The sequence below is a fragment of the Luteibacter sp. dw_328 genome, assembly GCF_018449605.1.
Lineage (GTDB): Bacteria > Pseudomonadota > Gammaproteobacteria > Xanthomonadales > Rhodanobacteraceae > Luteibacter.
In genome coordinates this window covers 100742-116021 of the sequence record NZ_JAAVUW010000003.1, presented here as the reverse complement: position 1 = coordinate 116021, position 15280 = coordinate 100742, and the positions used below count along the sequence as shown (strand labels likewise).

General features: G+C 63.7%; 11 protein-coding genes. 2 read left to right on the top strand and 9 right to left on the bottom strand.

Going from position 1 to position 15280, the window contains the following annotated elements:
* Positions 1–65: 65 nt before the first annotated feature.
* Entirely contained in the window at positions 66–1433 is a 1368-nt protein-coding gene (gene purB / locus HB634_RS08180) for an adenylosuccinate lyase (RefSeq protein ID WP_213948249.1), read from the bottom strand.
* 225 nt (positions 1434–1658) lie between these two features.
* Here purB and HB634_RS08175 point away from each other — a divergent pair, with 225 nt between their 5' ends.
* Positions 1659–3056, top strand: a complete 1398-nt coding sequence (locus tag HB634_RS08175) for a class II fumarate hydratase (protein ID WP_213948248.1) — start codon at positions 1659–1661, stop codon at positions 3054–3056.
* 27 nt (positions 3057–3083) lie between these two features.
* On the opposite strand, the gene HB634_RS08170 is transcribed toward HB634_RS08175, so the two are convergent.
* From HB634_RS08170 to HB634_RS08135, 8 genes are all read right to left on the bottom strand, one after another.
* Positions 3084–6563, bottom strand: coding sequence for a patatin-like phospholipase family protein (locus HB634_RS08170; protein ID WP_213948247.1), 3480 nt, complete (start codon positions 6561–6563; stop codon positions 3084–3086).
* Between the two features lie 151 nt (positions 6564–6714).
* Positions 6715–7965, bottom strand: a complete 1251-nt coding sequence (locus tag HB634_RS08165; RefSeq protein WP_213948246.1) for a serine hydrolase domain-containing protein — start codon at positions 7963–7965, stop codon at positions 6715–6717.
* A gap of 89 nt (positions 7966–8054) precedes the next feature.
* The gene (locus tag HB634_RS08160) at positions 8055–9017 is read right to left on the bottom strand and encodes a hypothetical protein (RefSeq protein ID WP_063572318.1); all 963 of its coding nucleotides are present in this window, start codon (positions 9015–9017) and stop codon (positions 8055–8057) included.
* Complete coding sequence (locus HB634_RS08155) at positions 9014–9871, bottom strand: ABC transporter ATP-binding protein (protein ID WP_063572317.1); 858 nt, start codon at positions 9869–9871, stop codon at positions 9014–9016. Before HB634_RS08155 ends, HB634_RS08160 begins: the two co-directional genes overlap by 4 nt.
* Complete coding sequence (locus HB634_RS08150) at positions 9868–10242, bottom strand: GntR family transcriptional regulator (protein WP_046969113.1); 375 nt, start codon at positions 10240–10242, stop codon at positions 9868–9870. The genes HB634_RS08155 and HB634_RS08150 overlap by 4 nt, the downstream gene beginning before the upstream one ends.
* 4 nt (positions 10243–10246) lie before the next feature.
* On the bottom strand, positions 10247–10582 hold the full coding sequence (locus HB634_RS08145) for a hypothetical protein (protein ID WP_213948245.1): 336 nt from the start codon (positions 10580–10582) through the stop codon (positions 10247–10249).
* Between the two features lie 40 nt (positions 10583–10622).
* The gene (locus HB634_RS08140) at positions 10623–10808 is read right to left on the bottom strand and encodes a hypothetical protein (protein WP_063572314.1); all 186 of its coding nucleotides are present in this window, start codon (positions 10806–10808) and stop codon (positions 10623–10625) included.
* 419 nt (positions 10809–11227) lie between these two features.
* Positions 11228–13486 (bottom strand): TonB-dependent receptor, encoded by a 2259-nt coding sequence (locus tag HB634_RS08135; protein WP_213948244.1) that lies wholly within the window; start codon positions 13484–13486, stop codon positions 11228–11230.
* 341 nt (positions 13487–13827) lie between these two features.
* Here HB634_RS08135 and HB634_RS08130 point away from each other — a divergent pair, with 341 nt between their 5' ends.
* The gene (locus HB634_RS08130) at positions 13828–15204 is read left to right on the top strand and encodes a porin (protein ID WP_255548483.1); all 1377 of its coding nucleotides are present in this window, start codon (positions 13828–13830) and stop codon (positions 15202–15204) included.
* The last annotated feature ends 76 nt before the right edge of the window (positions 15205–15280 follow it).

Sequence of the window (15280 nt, the reverse complement as noted above, 5' to 3'; positions counted from 1 at the left end):
TCAGCGGATGAAAAAAGCCCGGCATGCGAATGCCGGGCTTTTTCGTGTGCGATGCGTTAGTGCGCTCAGATGGCTTTCGCGAGCTTGTCCGCAAGTCCGATGTAAGACGCCGGCGTCAGCTCGGCGAGTGCCTGCTTCGCATCGGCAGGCAGGTCGAGGCCAGCAATGAAGGCACGCATCGAATCCTTCGTGATGCCCTGGCCGCGCGTGAGCGCCTTGAGCTGCTCGTACGGTTCCGGCAGGCCGAAGCGACGCATGACGGTCTGGACGGCTTCGGCGAGGACTTCCCAGCTGTTGTCGAGATCAGCGGCGACGCGCTCGGCGTTGACGTTGAGCTTGCCCAGACCCTTCAGCAGCGACTCGATCGCGACCAGCGAATGGCCGTAAGCCGTGCCGAGTGCACGCAGCACGGTGGAATCGGTGAGATCGCGCTGCCAGCGGCTGATCGGGAGCTTCTCGGCGAAGTGACCGAGCAGGGCGTTGGCGAGACCGAAGTTGCCTTCGGCATTCTCGAAGTCGATCGGGTTGACCTTGTGCGGCATCGTGGACGAACCGACTTCGCCCGCCTTGAGCGCCTGGCGGAAGTAGCCCAGCGAGATGTAGCCCCAGATGTCACGCGCGAGGTCGATAAGAATGATGTTGATCCGGCGCAGTACGTCGGCGAATTCGGCGATGCCGTCGTGCGGCTCGATCTGCGTCGTGTACGGATTGAACGTAAGGCCGAGGCCATCGACGAAGTTCGACGCGAGCGCCGGCCAGTCGAGCGCCGGATAAGCGATGACGTGGGCGTTGTAGTTACCGACGGCACCGTTGATCTTGCCCGGGATCTCGATGGCGACGAGCTGGCGACGCTGACGCTCGAGGCGCGCGACGACGTTGGCGATTTCCTTGCCCATGGTCGTCGGCGAGGCGGTCTGGCCGTGCGTGCGTGCGAGCAGCGAGAGGCCGGCGTGCTCGTGCGCGAGGCCGCGCAGCATCGCAATGACCTTGTCCAGCGCTGGCAGCAGCACCGCTTCACGCGCGTCGCGCAGCATCAGCGAGTAAGCGAGGTTGTTGATGTCTTCGCTGGTGCAGGCGAAATGCACGAACTCTTTGGCCTGGGCGAGGGCGGGATCGTTGCCGATCTTCTCCTTGATGAGGTACTCGACCGCCTTGACGTCGTGGTTGGTCGTGGCCTCGATCGCCTTGATCCGCTCGCCGTCCTCGATGGAGAAGTGGTCGGCGATGGCGAGCAGGCGGGTCACGGCGTCGGCCGGGAAGGCCGGTAGCTCGACGATGCCCGGGTGCGCGGCCAGGGCCAGCAGCCAGTGGATCTCCACGTGCACGCGGCGATGCATGAGGCCGAATTCGCTGAAGATGGGGCGCAGCGGCTCAACCTTGGAGGCGTAGCGGCCGTCCAGCGGCGAAAGGGCGGTCAGCGTGGCGTGGGACATGGGGCGTTCCTGGAGGCTAGGCGGGGCAGCCGGTGATTATACCGCCTGGGGGCTGCGGGGGCCTTGTGTGGGAGCCGGCTTTGCCGGCGATGGGTGCTGGCGACGGCTGCCCGCTGCCGCGGGATCGCCGCTGAAGCGGCTCCCACAGGGGAATAGGGGCCGCACACGTTCAAAAATGCATCAAGGGGCCTTACTGTAGGGGAATCTCCCACCGAGGTTCCCCGCATGAGCAAGTTCCGCACCGAACGCGACAGCATGGGCGAGTTGAAGGTACCCGCCAAAGCCCTCTATGGCGCCCAGACCCAGCGGGCGGTGGATAACTTCCCGGTGTCGGGGCTGACCATGCCGCGCGAGTTCATTCGTGCGCTGGGCCTGATCAAGTCGGCGGCGGCAGAGGCGAACGTCAAGCTGGGGCACCTCGACAAGGCCTCCGCCAAAGCCATCCGTGCCGCCGCCGAGCAGGTCGCCGCCGGTGGCGTCGACGAACACTTCCCGATCGATGTCTTTCAGACCGGGTCGGGTACCAGCTCGAACATGAATGCCAATGAGGTCATTGCTCACCTCGCCGAGGCGGCCGGCACGACCGTGCACCCGAACGACCACGTCAATGCGGGGCAGAGCTCCAATGACGTGATCCCCACGGCGATCCTGGTCAGCGCCAGTCTGGCGACGGCCGAGAAGCTGCTGCCGGCGCTGAAGCACCTGCGCAAGACCATCGACACCCGTGCCAAAGAGCTGAAGAAGGTCGTCAAGACCGGCCGCACTCACCTGATGGACGCGATGCCGATCACTTTCGGACAGGAGCTCTCGGGTTGGTCGGCGCAGATTGCCGATGCGTCGGAACGTATCACCGACACCCTGAAGCGCACGCGTCGCCTGCCTCAGGGTGGCAGCGCGGTGGGTACGGGCATCAATGCGGATCCGAAGTTCGGACCGGCGGTTGCCGTCGAGCTGACGAAGCTTACCGGCGTGAAGTTCGAGTCCTCCGAGAACTACTTTGCGGGCATGGCTGCACAGGACGCCCCGGTCGAACTTTCTGGCCAGCTTCGTGCGCTTGCCGTTGCCGTGATGAAGATCGCCAACGACCTGCGCTGGATGAATTCCGGTCCGCTGGCAGGTCTGGGCGAGATCGAGTTGCCGGCACTCCAGCCCGGTTCGTCGATCATGCCGGGCAAGGTCAATCCGGTCATTCCGGAAGCGGCCGCCATGGTGGCAGCCCAGGTCATCGGCAATGACGCGACGATAGCCGTCGCCGGCGCGTCGGGTAACTTCCAGCTCAACGTGATGCTGCCCGTCATTGCGTACAACCTGCTGCAGTCGATCGAGATCCTGTCGAACGTGATCGTACTGCTGGCTGACAAAGCGATCGCCGGCTTCAAGGTCAACGAAGAACACATTCGCGAAGCGCTCGACAAGAATCCCATTCTCGTGACCGCGCTCAATCCGGTCATCGGCTACGAGAAGGGTGCCGCCACGGCCAAGCAGGCTTATAAGGAAAAGCGTCCGATCATGGATGTCGCCCTCGAAACCACCGGCCTGTCGAAGGCCGAGCTGGCCAGGCTGCTCGATCCCGCCACACTGACCAAGGGCGGCATTCACGGCGGTGGTGGTGGCGGTGGTTGAGGCAGGGTGATCTGTCGGGTTGCCGGCTCAATGCGCCGGCAACCACAGCTCGAGGACGCCTGGTCGGCCTTGTCCCTGCGGCAGAGGCACGACCTGGGGCGTTATGTGGTGCGCGGTGGTGGCCCATCCGGCAAGGGCCGTTGCGCAGCCTGCGCCATCCGACGCGGTGTAGAGCAGGGTAGGCTGGTTCCACTGGAAGGGAATGCGCGTGCCGCGCCGCGCTGCGGTGGCTGTGACGTTCTCGACGCCCGGAGCACGCAGGCCGAGCGTCTTGAGCGCTGCGTTGTAGGTCATCGCTCTCTCCCGCGAGGTGTCGTTGTAAACCTGTGTGTACACGGTGGTGGGTCGGTCCGTACCGCCGCACGCAGTGCGGACATCATCTGCGGTGTAGGTCACTTCGACGGTGGGCACCTTCGTGCTCGTGGCCACAGGCGCGGTCTGCGCGCCCGCGGGTCCGGCAGGTGCAGGGGGTGGAGCGGGGGCGGCCACCGCAGCGTCCCGTGCAGGTGCCGCGGTTGCGCCGGTGAGCACCGCCGGCCCCAGGTCGGTCGCCCCGGTCGTCGCATGGGAGGCCAGCGTCGTGGTCCCTTGATCGTTGGTTGAGCCCTCGATCGGAACGGGATTGTCCCAGATTCGATACTCCGCCAGGTTCGTCTCCCACGTCCCCGGCGATGGCACCAGCGCTCTTTTCAGATTGTCGGCGAGGTTGGTGCAGGTGAAGAGGTCGATGCCGGCGCCGCAGCGGGCGCGCACCCGGGTTTCCAGCGTCGCCATGTCGTCGCGATTGCTTCCCGCCAGCGGTGTAGCGGATGACAATCTGATCAAGTCAGTCACGTCGTCAGACGCACTGTCGACGTCGATCGTTGTTTTCTTGAAGTCCTCGCGAACGATGCGGATCTGTGCTGTGACCTTGCCCGCATCCTCGGCGGCGGCTTTGGCGAGCGTTGCGACCTCCGTTCGCTGCCCGTCCCATGCCTGCCAGATAGCGATCAACGCCGTGGCGACGGCACCCAGGCCAATCGATGCCCCGACGGTGGCGGCCGTCGATCGCTTGGCTTTCACGGGCTTCTTCGGCGCGAGTTTCCCGGTGGGCATGGTGATCACGGCTGCTGCTTTCACCAGGGCCGGCAATGCGGCAAGGCTCGGGCCGGAAAGCAGCGAGCCAAGATAGGTGCCAAGGTGACAATAGCTTTCCCACTGTTCTTCGCTGAAGAACTGTTGGGACGTGGGCTGCTGTGGGAACGGCGGTTGCCGCTCGGCATACGCGGTGGTGTCCAGATCGAACGCGGTGGGCACGCGCGGCTTCACGATCAGGAGCGCACCCACGAACGCTTCGTCACTCGCAGTCCGGGGCGGATAAGTGACACGCGCAAGCAACAGGAAGTCATCGCCCGGCTTGTTGGTCATGGACGTTGGCGTTGCGAGGAAGGGCGCCAGAGCAAACCCTGTAAGCGTCGGATCCAGAGGGTCGATGAACTCGATGTCACAGTCGTAATCGATGCGTGCCTTGCGCACGAGGTTTTCGACATCGCCGAAGAGGTAGTCGGGATCGGCGCCGCAGTCCGCGAGCACGACGAGGTCGAGCCGCCGCTTGAGCAGGGCGTAGACACCGGTGTTGTCGAAGTGGCCGCCGTCGGACAGGTACCATTGAGCGCTTTTCAGCCCGGGGAACATGCCCAGGCATTCGCGCAACATTGCCCGGTACTTCTCGAGAAAAACCCAGCGAGTGACGGGTTGAGAGAGATTCTTCTGCCAGTATCCGAGGCGCAGGCCGCTGATGAACAGCAGCGCCGACAGGGCAGAGCGCGTATAGGTACCCATGCCCGAGCCGATCGCCGCACCGGAGATGGCGATCCACTCTGCCAGCGTTGTGTTCTTCAGTGGCGCGGCCGGAGGACAGGCGGGTCCGGTGCCTATCTCCGCACCAAAGCTACTGACGGTGAGCGAGACGCCCTTGCGATCGGCATTGAACGTGCCCGTGCGGTCGTCGATCGTCTGGTTGATACAGCAGTTGATGAGATGGATGGGGCCGCCATGCAAGTGAGGTGCGTAGGCCGGGAACGGAATATCGTCGTTCGGTAACAGCTCGGTGGCCTTGGCGACCAGATCTGTCACGGGCACGCCATTCAACGTCAGGTTCTTCGAATCCAGCGCGCTTGCGGGACAGCGCGAGCCAGCTGCGCCGAAGTTTCCGGTTGCGACGTAGGCCCTGGCCAGGCGGGACCGATAGAACAGATGCAGCGACGACAGGTTGAGGAAATCCAGGCTTTGGCCCGTGATAAGCATGTACGCCGCAATGGGAATCACCAGGCAGGCGGCGCGAACGACGTCGTTTTGTAACCATGCGGGAAAGTCCCGCACATCGCCCGGAAAGGCGATCAGCTGCACGAAGGTCGTCCAGAAAAGGATGATCAACCCCAGGAGCAGGTATGACGCGATCTGCGCCAGCGCCAGCCACGGAATCGCAGCACGGCCATTGCCCTTACCACGCGTAAGAAACGCGGGAACGGCGGTACGTAGCGCCGCGAGCAGGACGGACATAATGCCTGCGCCGGCAAAGACGCTGGTGCCGTGCTCCCCCGTGCGGATGTTCAGGAGCCAGTGGCGAATCGCCCAACTGGCAACGTCCAGGCAGCCGATGACGAGGACGCCCAGGGACAGGCCCAGCAGGCCGGCGAGCACGTTGTTGAATATGACGCGATTGCGGCCTGCGTCGCGCTGCGCCAGTGACGTGGCCAGCGCGACAAGATAACCAAGGGGGCAAACCAGGCATGCGGCCCCTACCACCATCGCCGCGGAACGAAGCGACCAGCCAGGCGATGTCGCCGCCGTATAGAACAGGGTCGTTGCCAGCAGGATGGTCAGGATGCTGACGCCAGCGCCTGCCCATAGTCCCCTGCCGAGGAACCAGTAACCGCACATCATGGCGGCGACAAACGCGAGCATGAGCGGCAGTACCACGAACCATGCGCTGCCCGCGATAAACCAGATGGGGTCCGGCGTCGGCAGCCACACGGTGACCATGTGCGCGATCACAACGATGACGCCGATCAACAAAGCCAGGAAAGCGATTTCCAGTTGCGTCGCGATGAAGGCGCGGAACTGCGTCGTCCAGGTCTTGAACAGGTCGCGTGCGCCTGCGGGGGTGAGGAATCGGCCGTTCTGCCGGAGCCACCAGATAACGAGCGAATCGTCGTCCGCGATGGCCTTCTCGACAGTCGCGGCGGTGGCGGGGTTGTTGGCCCCTTTGTACAGGCGCCCCCACGCCGAGCCCACGTAGCCGCCACCGGACACCGTGGACAGGTAGTCGAAGCGCTTCAGGATGTGTTGCTTGGCCAGGCCACGAAGCACGCCCAGGCAGAACGTCGCGCTGCGAATGCCGCCGCCGGAAAGGGCGAGTCCATACCACGAGTCATCGCCGCCGCCGCGGGACACGCGTCGGCTCTCGCGAGCCTGCGCCTCAGTCGGCTCCTGGGGCACGTCGTCCCCTGCGTGTTCCGCATTCATCGCGACTCTCCCCGTGCACCATCGGCGTCCCCCGCCCACGGCATCCTGCCGTGACTACGCCCGCTTGTACGGGACAATCCCTGCCTGCCGCAACTGGCCAAACGTTGTAAGTAACGGTCCCCGGGGCGTGAGGATCGGACAACGTGGGGTTCTACAGGCTCGGTTTCGGCAGCGTGCAGGCGGAACGTGGCAGTGCCCGCCCGGCTTCACCCCTCAACTCGGGGTGGTCGAAGGGGATGTAGTTCTCCCAGTACCAGGGAAAGCAGGTCTCGCCGATCGTCGCCTCCAGCAGGTAGGCAAAGAGGCTCTCGCCGTTGGAACTGTTGCTCAGCAGCAGCACGCAATCGCGCGAGTTCATCTGGCAGACCGCGAGGTTGTTCGTGCCGTCGTCGTGGCCGGACTTGAAGAAGACGGGGCCGTCGGTGGTGGACTGATAGCGGGCCATGCCCAGCCCGTACCCGAGCTTGATGGCGTCGTTGTCGGTCGTATCGGGCGAGCGGAGTGTCGGGAACTGCTGGAGCGAGTGGATCGCGATGCGCGGTGTCAGCCAGTCACGGTAGGTGGCAGCGCTCAGTCCGTCGCCGCGCACCATGGCGGCGAGCAGCTGGGCATAGTCGTGCACGGTGGTGTCCATCGACCCCGCGGCACGGACGGATTCGCGGTGCTTGTGACCCAGCGCCTTGCCGTTTTCGTCGTAACCGATCGCCACGTTGCCAGCGAAGTCGTCGCGCCAGGTCATGCTGGTGCGTGTCATGCCGAAGGGCGTGAACAGGCGCTTGCGCATCAAGGTGTCCACGTCGATGCCCTTGCCGTTCTCGATGACGAACTGCAGCAGGTTGATGCCTTCGCCGGAATACGCGTAGCGCGTGCCTGGAGTGAAGTAAAAAGCCAGCTTGCCGTCGGGGTCGTAGTCCTTACCAGGCGGCCAGTAGCGATAGTTGGCAAAGCCCGAGCGATGGCTCAGCAGGATCGCTGGCGTCAGCGCCTTCCAGCGGTCGTCACCCGCAAGGTCCGCGTATTTTTCATAATCGGGCAAGGGTTTGGGCAGGTCGGTAGCGATGCTTGCGTCGAGGTCGAGACGGTGCTCGTCCACCAGTCCCATCAGCGCGTACGCGAAGGCCATCTTGGTGATGGATGCCGCGTACATCACGGTGTCGGTCTGCAGGGGAAGATGCTGTGCCGTATCGCGCTCGCCGTAGGCGTGCACGTAGGTCACCTTGCCGTCTTCGATGATCGCGATAGCCAGGCCCGGGACGTTAGCGGCTTTCATCAGCTGCTCGACGCGGTGGTCGAGTGCTTCGCCGCGCAAAGGCTTCGGCGGGACGGGTGCCGTCCGTTGTGTGGCGCACCCGACAAGCAGCAGGGCGAGAGGGACGAGCAGGAACCAGCGCGGACGGACCATGACCAACCTCCTGACGTATGCAGACGGACGGTGAGTGATGTATCCCCTCAAAGGAAGACGGCTCCCGAGGGAGCCGTCCGAACGTCGTGTCAGCTCTCGTCGCGCCAGCGGCGGAACCAGATGGCGCCGGCGATCATCACGGCACCGGCCGCCGCTCCGATCCAGAGCGAGGGGCTGCCCATCGCGCTGTAGTGGAAAGCCAGATCCAGGCTATCGAGTAGGGCGACAGGATCGTTATGCCCCGGGAACACGGTCATCGTCGAGTTTCCTGCCCATCCCCCCGGGACCAGGCCACCGAGCATCCGGCCAACCACGTTCTTCCAGTACCAGTTGCTGGAAAGATCGGCGAGTCCCATCAGGCCGAACCAGGAGACGATGACGCCAGAGCCTACCGGCAGCGCGATGGCCCAAAGAAACGGTTTGCTCTTCGACCAGGCGGAGCAGAGAAGCAACCAGCCGAGCGTAGGCAATGCCCAGATAGCGTACAGCGGGATCAGTGCGATCAGGTGGAGCACGACCCGGATCGGGTGCGCCTCTATCAGCAGCGACCAGACGCTGACGCCATGCATGCTTGCGGCGATGGCCAGGAGGATCATCATCGCCAGTCCCACGATCACGCCGACGACCAGGGCGATCACCGGTGCCACGATGGCTGCGCTTGCCAGCTTGGACAATACGGTGGATGTGTCCGACAGCGGCAGGGACTTCCAGAACAGGATGCTGCGGTCGCGACGATCGTCGTACAGCGCGCCAAGGCAATAGAAGAAGACCACGATGGCGGTGATGCCGAGAATGATCGCGGCGACAGCGTAGAGCATGATGTCGATGCCGGCGCCTGCGTTTTGCAGGTCCTGCACGCTCATATTGTTCTGGAAATGAACGTCGCTGCCGAACTTCAGTCCACCCCAGTGCTCGCGACCGAGTATTTCGCCGAGGATTATGCCCATGCCGTTGAGCACGAGGAAGACGATGCCTGCGATCACCGGGGCCCAGAAGAAGCCGCCCTTGTGTTCCCAGAACTCGCGCTTGACCAGCCAGTAGAAGGTTTTCATGCGTAGGTGCCCTTCATGGTGGCGACGAAGAGGTCGCCGATCGACGGGCGTCGTACCTCGCCCAGGCGTTCCAGCTCGGGCCGGCTGACGTTGTCGAAGAGGAAAATGCTCTTGCCGAAGACCTGGCGCTCGTCGAGCGGCTTCAGTTCCCGGGCGGCGTGCGCGAACTCGGCGCCGACCAGCACCTCGGCAAAACGCTCACCCAGGCTATCCATGTCGGTGTCGAGCACGATTTTGCCGTCGCGGATGAACATGAGGTCGGTGAGGATGTGTTCGATCTCCTCGACTTGATGCGTGGTCACAAGGATGGTCTTGTCTTCGTCGAAGTAGTCTTCCAGAAGGCTCTGGTAGAACTGCTTGCGGTAAAGGATGTCCAGGCCCAGCGTGGGTTCGTCCAGCACGAGCAGCCGGGCGTCGATCGACATCACCAGGGCCAGGTGCAACTGCACGATCATGCCCTTGGACAGTTGTTTCACCTTCTGCTGCGGCTGCAGCTTGGTGCGGGCCAGGAAGGCGTCGCACTTGGCGCGGTTGAAGCGGGGATGTGTGTTGGCGACGAAGTCCACCGCGTCCTTCACCCGGATCCAGCGGGGCAGCACGGCCACGTCGGCAATGAAGCAGACCTGTTCCATCAGCTTGTCGCGATCCTTGCGCGGATCGAGGCCGAGGACATTGAGCTCGCCTTCAAAGGTGGTCAGGCCGAGGATGGCCTTGAGCGCCGTGGTCTTACCGGCACCGTTGGGGCCGATCAGGCCGACGATCCGGCCCGACCCGATCTGGAAGGTGGCGCCGTCCAGCGCCTGCGACGACTTGTAGCGTTTGCTCAGGCCAGTGGCGGTAACGACCGCGGTCATGACGGATCCTCCGTGGAGCCCTGGGCTTCACGCATCAAGGTCTTCAGGTCGAGGCCCATGCGCTGGAGGCGGGCAAACAGTGCCGGCCACTCTTCGCGCAGGAAGCGCTCCCTTTCACTTTTCAGTAGCGCGTCACGCGCTCCATCGATAACGAACATGCCAAGACCCCTCCGTTTCTCAACCAATTGTTCGTCGACCAGCTCCTGATAGGCCTTGGAAACGGTCAGCGGGTTGATTTGAAAATCCCCCGCGACCTGGCGTACCGACGGCAGCGGGTCGCCTTCGTTCAAGGCGCCGTCCAGGATCATCGCCACTACGCGTTCGCGGAGCTGGCGGTAGATCGGGACGCTGTCGTTCCAGGTGATGGACATGTATTTAATCCTTGGCCGTGCGGCGCAGTGCATTACCAAACGAATAGTAGGGCATGGCCAGCTGCGCGCCGATCAAGGCAGCGGCGCGATCTTCCGCGCTGCGCTTGAGGGCGGCAGCCGCCGAATCCAGGGTGGCCTCGCTGGCCATGGCAGCCTGGCGCACATCGGCGTCGGTGGGCCGTACCTGGATCCCTGGCAGGTCGACGACGCGGACGCCGTTGACGAAATGGGGGGCGGCGACCAGTGCAGCGGCGCGGTCATCGAAGGAGCGCAGGGCGAACACGCTGGTTCCGGCGATAAGTACAGAGGCGGTGAGTGCGATGAGGTTCGGCGCTTTCATGGTTCGACTCCGATGACTTTGCTGCAGGTCGGTCAGTGGGTTAGAGGGCGGCGACGTCGGCGTCGGCGTTGGCGTAGACAACGATCGGGGCCAGGTTGGTGACGTGCGTGCCGTTGATCTCGGTGAGCGGGGCGGCGGAGATGGAGGTGCTGTAGAAGCCGGCCAGGGAAGCCGTGGCGATGGCGAAGGCGGCGGCGAGGGCGGCGAGGTTGAGGTTGTTTTTCATGTCAGTACTCCAGTGGTGGTGTGGGTGACCGGTGTTGTAGTGAACTATAACACCAGATTTTTAGTCGTCAACCAGAATTTCGTGAAATTCCATATGACTTATGGCCTATGCCGTGCCGCGCTGTGCTGGTGGGGTGCGTCGGTGGCACTACCTCTGATGCCGCTTTGGAGGAAAAGGTTTAGGGCAGCACGGCAAAGCGCTGTGGGAGCCAGACGCCGATCTGCGGAAGCCAGCGCAGACCTGTGGGAGCCAGCGCAGACCTGTGGGAGCCGCTTCAGCGGCGATTGGGTGCTGCCAGCTAGCCTGCCCGCTGCCGCGGGATCGCCGATGAAGCGGCTCACACAGGGCCGCTCGCCTCGAACGAAAACGGCCGGCCCTTTGCAGGGCCGGCCGTTAGCCGATCAAGGTGGCCCGGAGCTTTACAGCTCCGCGCGGAACTCCACGCCGATGATGCGCGGGTCGTTGACGAAGGCCGTGCGGTTATTGAAGTCGATGCCGCCGGTGATCACCTTCTTGTCGGTGATGTTGCGGCCGTAAAGGGCGATCTCGCGCTTGCCGAAGTCCCAGTTGTAGCCCACGCGGATGCCGCCTTCGAGGAACGGCTTGCTCTTGAACTCTTCGGAGTCGTACAGGAAGAAGTTCACTTCGCTGCGGTAGTTCCAGTCGGTGTAGACGAAGAACTCGCCGCTCTCGCCATACGGAATGCCGTAGCGCGCGGTCCAGGTGCCGATCCACTGCGGCGCATTGGGCAGCGAATTGCCGTTGATCAGCGCATTGCCCTCGGCGTTCAGCGGATCGAGCACCGTGCATCCGCCACCGCAGGGAGCGATGGCCAGGTTCTTATCCTTCAGCTCGGTGTGGTTATAGCTGCCTCCGGCCGTCATGTAGAACTGTGGCGTCAGGTAGGCCTCGAGGTCGAATTCGGCGCCATAGCCTTCGGTCTTCTTCGCATTGATCAGCTCGGTGACGTTGGTTTCACCGCCCACCGCCGTCAGCTGCTGGTTGTGCATGTTGTACTTGTAGATATCGGCGTTGAAGCGGAGCTTGTTGTCTTCGGTCGTCGACTTGAAGCCCACTTCGTACGAGGTCACCGTTTCCGGCCTCGCCGTGGAGATGCTGTTTGCAAAGGTGATGCGGCCCTGCACGCTGGGTGCGCGGAAGCCGTTGGCGACGCGTGCGTACACGTTCGCGTTCTTCGACAACTGCCAGGTGCCGGTGAGGTCGCCGCTCCAGCGCGAGTCGGTCGGCTTGGAGGTCAGCGGGCCGATGGGGCCGGTGAAGCCAAGGAAGCGTTCGGCGCTGAAGTCACGCTTGTCGTGCGACCAGCGGGCGCCGGCGCGCAGGTCGAAGTCGTCGGTGAACTGGTAGTCGGTCGAGCCGAACAGCGCCCATGCCTTCGTGTGCTGGCTCTGGTCGACCAGGCCGTTGAGGGCGTGGTTGTTCAGCGTGTCGTACGAGTAGTTCGTAATCGCGACGTCTTCGTCGAAGTAGTACGTACCGACCTGCCACTTCAGGCGCTCGGCACTGTCGTTGGACAAGCGGAATTCCTGGCTGATCTGGCGATCCTTCGGCAGGGCGTCGGCGGTCTCGGAATAGAAGGGCGTGGTGCGGTTGGTGCTGCTCGGGCGGGCCGGCGTTTCCGAGGCGTCGTAGCCGCCGTCGACGTCGCCGAGGCTGTACGTCTGGGCGCGCTCCAGGCCGGTGATCGAGGTGAAGTTCAGATCGCCGAAGTGCCAGTTCAGGTGGAGGTTGCTGCCCCAGGTGAACAGGTGCTGCTTGTTGTTGCCGTCCTGCGACACCGAATCGCGATCGAAGCCCTGCACGAACTGGTCGCTGCCCAGGGTAATCGCATTGGCGCGGTTGACCATGGCGCTGCCGTCGAGCAGGCGACCATGCACGTTGATCAGCGCGTCGAAGTCGTCGGAGTGCTTGTACAGGGCCTGCAGGCGAACGGCGCGATCGTTGTAGCCACCGAGATCGTTCTTCTCGCCCTTGTAGTCGTTGTCGATCCAGCCGTCGCGATGCTGGGCGATGGCAGATACGCGGCCCGACCAGTCGGAGCTGATCGCGCCACCGAGGGCGGCTTCGGCATTGGCCGTGCCATACGAGCCATAGGAAAGGCGCGCGTAACCCTCGGTTTCCTGGGTCGGCTTGCGCGATTCGAACTTGATCACGCCCGCGGGCGAGTTGCGACCGAACAGGGTGCCCTGCGGGCCGCGCAGCACTTCCACCTGCTCCAGATCGAAGAGCGGGAAGCCCTTGAGGATCGGGTTTTCCTGGACGATGTCGTCGTAAACCATCGATACCGGCTGCGACGCGTTGAGATCGAAGTCGCTGTTGCCCAGGCCGCGGATGTAGAAGCGCGGGAACTCGCGGCCGTACGACGTCTCGGCATACACGCTCGGCGCGCGTGCGGCGAGCTGGAGCACGCCGTCGCCAGCCTGCCCGAAGGCTTCCAGCTTCTCGGCCGTGATCACGGTCATCGAGATGGGCACCTTCTGCAAGTCTTCCGTGCGCTTTTCAGCGGTGACGGTGACGGTCTCCAGCGTGGCCGTCTTGGCCTTCGGAGCGGTGGGCGCGGCGTCCTGTGCGATGGCCGTGCCAGCGGTGAGCGCCGTGGCGATGGACAGGGCAATGACGAGACGTCGCGGCATACGGCGCGAGCTAACGAGAGACATGGTGTGTTCCGCCTGGAAGGTCCTGGGGTGGGAGAGTGCCTCGCCAACTGCGGTCGAGCCGGTCCCCTGGCGAGGGCGCGTCTTTGCGAATTATCCCTTGTGACGTGGGTATGACGGAAGTGTTGCAGCGCAGAAACCTGCGTGGATTGGTGAGGTTTGCGACTGTCATGGAAGTGCAATGGGTGGCCGATAACGTGCCCGCCTATCGAACGCGTTAGCGACGTTTAGCGTGCGTAAGCGTCACTATCGCAGACGTTTGAGGTTTTTCTCAACACTTTCCATGAGTATTTTCGGAGCCAAGCCCCATGAAGAGATTTCCCCTGGCCGCCGCCTTCTGGACGATGTGCGGTACCGCGGCCGCCGAGGGCGCACCGCAAGAAGCTATCGAGCTCTACGTCGATACGACCACCCGGCAGCTATTTGCGGAGCCGGGTCCGGGCCGCCAGCGTCTGGGCAAGTTCGCGCAGGTGACCGATAGCCCGGCGCCGGTGGCGGTCGCGGCACCGGCAGCGAACACGGCGACAGTCTCTGCGAGCGCGTCGGTGCAGGCGGTGGCGGCGACTCCGCCGACAACACCGGCTGCCAAGGCCTGGTACGACAAGATCGGCATCCGGGGCTACCTGCAGATGCGTTACAACCAGGAGGTCGGCGGCGACGCGAAGGACCTCAAGTCCCCGGGCGATCGCTACATCGGCCGCGAGCAGGGCTTTGGCATTCGCCGCGCCCGCGTGGTCATCAGTGGCGACGTGACCGACAAGATGTCGATCTACATCCAGCCGGACTTTGCCAGCACGCCTACGGGGTCGAGCACGGGCAACTTCGCCCAGCTACGCGATGCCTACGCAGACCTGTGGCTCGACAAGGACAAGACCTATCGTATCCGCGCCGGCCAGTCGAAGATCCCCTATGGCTGGGAAGACCTGCAGTCGAGCCAGAACCGTCTTGCGTTGGATCGCGCCGACGCCTTGAATTCCGCCGTACGCGATGAGCGCGATCTCGGCGTGTTCTTCTACTGGACACCGAAGGAGATCAAGGAGCGCTATGCCTATCTGGTCAAGTCGGGCCTGAAAGGTTCCGGCGACTACGGCGTGTTCGGCGTCGGTGTGTACAACGGGCAGGGCGCGAATCGTCCGGATCGCAACGACCAGCTGCACTCGGTGATCCACTTCTCCTATCCGTTCAAGTTTGCCAACGGGCAGTACCTCGAAGTGGGTGCGGACGCCTATTCAGGCCGCTACAAGGTCACGACCGGTTCGGCGACCATCGATGGCCGGACGTTTACCCCGGTCGTCGACGCGCCTGTCGCCGGCTCGACGGACCGTCGCGTTGCGGCTCACGTGGTGTATTACCCGCAGCCGTTCGGCTTCCAGGCGGAGTGGACGGTCGGGCAGGGCCCGGAGCTCGATGTCGCGCGCCGGGTCATCCGTACGCAATCGCTGCGCGGTGGCTATGCGCAGGTGATGTACAAGTTTGACGGTGGCTATGGCTCGCTGATGCCGTATGCGAAGTGGCAGACGTATCGTGGTGCGGCGAAGTTCGACACGAATGCGCCGAAGATGCAGGTCGACGAGATCGAGGCGGGTGTTGAATGGCAGCCTTCGAATGCGGTGGAACTGGCGGTGGCCTGGGCGAATATGCGCCGGACGGATGTGAGTACGGCGCCTTATCGTCGTATTGATGGGCAGCTGCTGCGGGTGCAGTTGCAGGTGAATTACTGAGGTAGCCGGCTCTTTGTGGGAGCCGGCTATGCCGGCGATGGGGGTTGCGGCGGACGGGTTATCGCCGCTGAAGCGG

Bases quoted from the DNA above. Each gene is read 5' to 3' on its own strand.
- HB634_RS08170 (WP_213948247.1), bottom strand. From the start codon at position 6,563: ATGAATGCGGAACACGCAGGGGACGACGTGCCCCAGGAGCCGACTGAG.
- HB634_RS08160 (WP_063572318.1), bottom strand. From the start codon at position 9,017: ATGAAAACCTTCTACTGGCTGGTCAAGCGCGAGTTCTGGGAACACAAG.
- HB634_RS08155 (WP_063572317.1), bottom strand. From the start codon at position 9,871: ATGACCGCGGTCGTTACCGCCACTGGCCTGAGCAAACGCTACAAGTCG.
- HB634_RS08150 (WP_046969113.1), bottom strand. From the start codon at position 10,242: ATGTCCATCACCTGGAACGACAGCGTCCCGATCTACCGCCAGCTCCGC.
- HB634_RS08130 (WP_255548483.1), top strand. From the start codon at position 13,828: ATGTGCGGTACCGCGGCCGCCGAGGGCGCACCGCAAGAAGCTATCGAG.
- HB634_RS08165 (WP_213948246.1), bottom strand. From the start codon at position 7,965: ATGGTCCGTCCGCGCTGGTTCCTGCTCGTCCCTCTCGCCCTGCTGCTT.
- HB634_RS08140 (WP_063572314.1), bottom strand. From the start codon at position 10,808: ATGAAAAACAACCTCAACCTCGCCGCCCTCGCCGCCGCCTTCGCCATC.
- purB (WP_213948249.1), bottom strand. From the start codon at position 1,433: ATGTCCCACGCCACGCTGACCGCCCTTTCGCCGCTGGACGGCCGCTAC.
- HB634_RS08145 (WP_213948245.1), bottom strand. From the start codon at position 10,582: ATGAAAGCGCCGAACCTCATCGCACTCACCGCCTCTGTACTTATCGCC.
- HB634_RS08175 (WP_213948248.1), top strand. From the start codon at position 1,659: ATGAGCAAGTTCCGCACCGAACGCGACAGCATGGGCGAGTTGAAGGTA.
- HB634_RS08135 (WP_213948244.1), bottom strand. From the start codon at position 13,486: ATGTCTCTCGTTAGCTCGCGCCGTATGCCGCGACGTCTCGTCATTGCC.